Source organism: Citrobacter sp. wls757, assembly GCF_005280935.1.
Taxonomy (GTDB): domain Bacteria; phylum Pseudomonadota; class Gammaproteobacteria; order Enterobacterales; family Enterobacteriaceae; genus Citrobacter; species Citrobacter portucalensis.
On record NZ_SZWU01000015.1, the window covers coordinates 123,958 to 127,319 of the forward strand.

2 protein-coding genes and 1 pseudogene are annotated in these 3,362 nt (G+C 55.5%); 2 read left to right on the top strand and 1 reads right to left on the bottom strand.

All coding sequences use genetic code 11. From position 1 onward, the window contains the following. Together proY and malZ are read left to right on the top strand one after the other, a co-directional pair. On the top strand, positions 1 to 1,252 hold a 1,252-nt coding region (gene proY, locus FDW94_RS02400; protein WP_249358253.1), incomplete at its 5' end, for a proline-specific permease ProY. A gap of 138 nt (positions 1,253 to 1,390) precedes the next feature. After that, positions 1,391 to 3,208 (top strand): maltodextrin glucosidase, encoded by a 1,818-nt coding sequence (gene malZ / locus FDW94_RS02405; RefSeq protein WP_137377083.1) that lies wholly within the window; start codon positions 1,391 to 1,393, stop codon positions 3,206 to 3,208. On the opposite strand, the pseudogene FDW94_RS23760 reads toward malZ, so the two are convergent. Continuing rightward, positions 3,202 to 3,362 (bottom strand): annotated as a pseudogene (locus FDW94_RS23760) (LysR family transcriptional regulator); the annotation flags it as partial. The gene malZ and the pseudogene FDW94_RS23760 overlap by 7 nt on opposite strands.

Below are 3,362 nucleotides of genomic sequence, written 5' to 3' on the forward strand. Positions count from 1 at the left end.
GCCAAGCGTATTGCTGGCCTATATTATCGGCGGTGTCGCGGCGTACATTATTATGCGTGCGCTGGGCGAAATGTCTGTTCATAACCCGGCAGCCAGCTCCTTCTCGCGCTACGCGCAGGAAAACCTCGGACCGCTGGCAGGCTACATTACCGGCTGGACCTACTGTTTTGAAATCCTGATTGTCGCCATTGCCGACGTGACAGCCTTCGGCATATACATGGGCGTCTGGTTCCCGGCGGTACCGCACTGGATTTGGGTACTCAGCGTGGTGCTGATTATCTGCGCCATCAACCTGATGAGCGTGAAGGTGTTTGGTGAGCTGGAGTTCTGGTTCTCGTTCTTCAAAGTCGCCACCATTATCATCATGATTGTCGCCGGTTTCGGTATCATCATTTGGGGGATTGGCAACGGCGGGCAACCAACCGGTATCCATAACTTATGGAGCAACGGTGGCTTCTTCAGCAACGGCTGGCTCGGCATGGTGATGTCGCTGCAAATGGTGATGTTTGCCTATGGCGGGATTGAGATTATCGGGATTACCGCAGGCGAAGCCAAAGACCCGGAAAAATCTATTCCGCGCGCCATCAACTCCGTACCAATGCGTATCCTGGTATTTTATGTGGGGACGCTGTTCGTCATTATGTCTATCTACCCGTGGAACCAGGTGGGTACCGACGGTAGCCCGTTCGTTATGACGTTCCAGCATATGGGCATTACTTTTGCTGCCGGGATCCTCAACTTTGTGGTTCTGACTGCGTCGCTGTCGGCTATTAACTCTGACGTCTTCGGTGTGGGGCGTATGCTACACGGCATGGCGGAGCAGGGCAGTGCCCCGAAAATGTTCGCCAAGACGTCGCGTCGTGGCGTGCCGTGGGTGACGGTAATGGTGATGACTATCGCGCTGCTGTTTGCGGTGTATCTTAACTACATCATGCCGGAAAACGTCTTCCTGGTGATCGCCTCTTTGGCGACCTTCGCCACGGTATGGGTGTGGATTATGATCCTGTTGTCGCAGATTGCTTTCCGTCGTCGTCTGCCGCCGGATGAGGTCAAAGCGCTGAAATTTAAAGTTCCGGGTGGGGTAACGACGACCGTTGTTGGCCTGATTTTCCTGGTCTTTATCATCGCGCTCATCGGCTATCATCCGGATACCCGCATTTCGCTGTACGTCGGCTTTGCGTGGATTGTCCTGCTGCTGGTCGGATGGGGATTCAAGCGCCGTCGCGAGCGCCAACTGGCTGAAGCACAGTAATATTTTTGCCGGGTAGCTTTGCGTTACCCGGCAATTTTCTCCTCCCCCGAACTCCTCCCCCAATAAACGTTAAGATGATGAGTGATCCTGCACTTCGCTATGGCAAGGTGACGTCATTATCATCAAAGGGGATACGTGATGTTGAACGCCTGGCACCTTCCGGTTGCCCCATTTGTTAAGCAAAACAAAGATCAACTGACGATTACATTATGGCTGGCGGGGGAAAATCCACCCCAGCGGGTGACGCTACGCGCAGAAAACGATAACGAAGAGATTTCGCTGGCTATGCACAAGCAGCGCAGCCAGCCGCAGCCGGGTGTGACCGCGTGGCGAGCGGCGATCGATCTCTCCAGCGGGCAGCCTCGTCGACGCTATAGCTTTAAATTACTTTGGCTCGATCGTCAGCTGTGGTTCACCCCACAGGGATTCCGCCGTTTTCCGCCTGCGCGTCTGGAGCAGTTTGCCGTCGATGTGCCGGATAATGGTCCGCAGTGGGTTGCCGATCAGATTTTCTATCAAATTTTCCCGGACCGTTTTGCCCGCAGCCAGTCGCGTGAAGCGGGCCAGGATAACGTCTATTACCACCACGCCGCCGGACACGACATCGTGCGGCACGAATGGGACGAACCGCTTACGGCTCAGGCCGGTGGCTCCACGTTTTATGGCGGGGATTTGGACGGCATCAGCGAAAAGCTACCGTACCTGAAAACGTTAGGGGTCACGGCGCTGTACCTGAATCCTGTATTTACCGCCCCGAGCGTGCATAAATACGATACCGAAGATTACCGTCATGTTGATCCGCAATTTGGCGGCGACAGGGCGCTACTGCGTCTGCGGCACAACACCCAACAGCAGGGCATGCGTCTGATTCTCGACGGCGTCTTTAACCATAGCGGCGATTCGCACGCCTGGTTTGACCGACATAATCGTGGGACGGACGGGGCGTGCCATAATCCAGAATCCCCCTGGCGCGACTGGTATCATTTCTCAGCCGACGGCGTTGCGCTCGACTGGCTGGGATATTCCAGCTTACCTAAGCTGGATTTTTCCTCGGAAAGCCTGGTGAATGAAATTTATCGTGGTGAAGACAGTATCGTCCGCCACTGGCTGAAAGTGCCGTGGAGTATGGACGGCTGGCGTCTTGATGTGGTGCACATGCTGGGAGAGGCCGGAGGCGCACGTAACAACCTACAACATGTGGCCGGAATTACGCAGGCGGCAAAAGAAACCCAGCCAGAGGCGTATGTGGTGGGTGAGCATTTTGGCGATGCGCGCCAGTGGTTGCAGGCTGATGCAGAAGATGCCGCCATGAACTATCGCGGCTTTACTTTACCCCTCTGGGGATTCCTCGCCAATACCGATATCTCATACGACCCGCAATCCATTGATGCCCAGACCTGTATGGCGTGGATGGATAACTACCGCGCGGGGTTGTCGCATCAGCAACAGCTGCGGATGTTTAATCAGCTCGACAGCCACGATACCGCCCGCTTTAAATCTCTGCTCGGTAAAGACGTCGCACGGTTACCGCTAGCGGTGGTGTGGCTGTTTACCTGGCCTGGCGTGCCCTGTATTTACTACGGTGACGAAGTGGGGCTGGACGGGAACAACGATCCGTTTTGTCGCAAACCGTTCCCGTGGCAGCCTGAAAAACAGGACGCTACTCTGCTGGCGTTGTATCAGCGGTTGGCAAAATTACGCCACCAGAATCAGGCGCTGCGCCACGGTGGTTGCCAGGTGATTTACGCCGAGGATAACGTGGTAGTGTTTGTTCGCGTGCTAAACCGACAGCGCGTCCTGGTAGCGATTAACCGTGGCCACGCTTGTGAAGTGGTCCTGCCAGCCTCGCCATTACTGAGCGTAAGTCAATGGCAGCACAAAGAGGGCAACGGCATGCTTGCCGACGATATCCTGACGTTGCCGGCGATTTCCGCCTCGGTATGGATAGGTCATTGATATAAGCGCGCAATCTCCGGGCTTGCCAGCAGCGTTTCCCGCCACCAGCGCTGTGCCAGCCCATCGCGGTTATTGCGCCATGCCATATATGCCACGTCTTTTTGGCGAAATGAGATAACCGTTTTTTCCACCAGCTCGCCCGTGGTAAGCCACG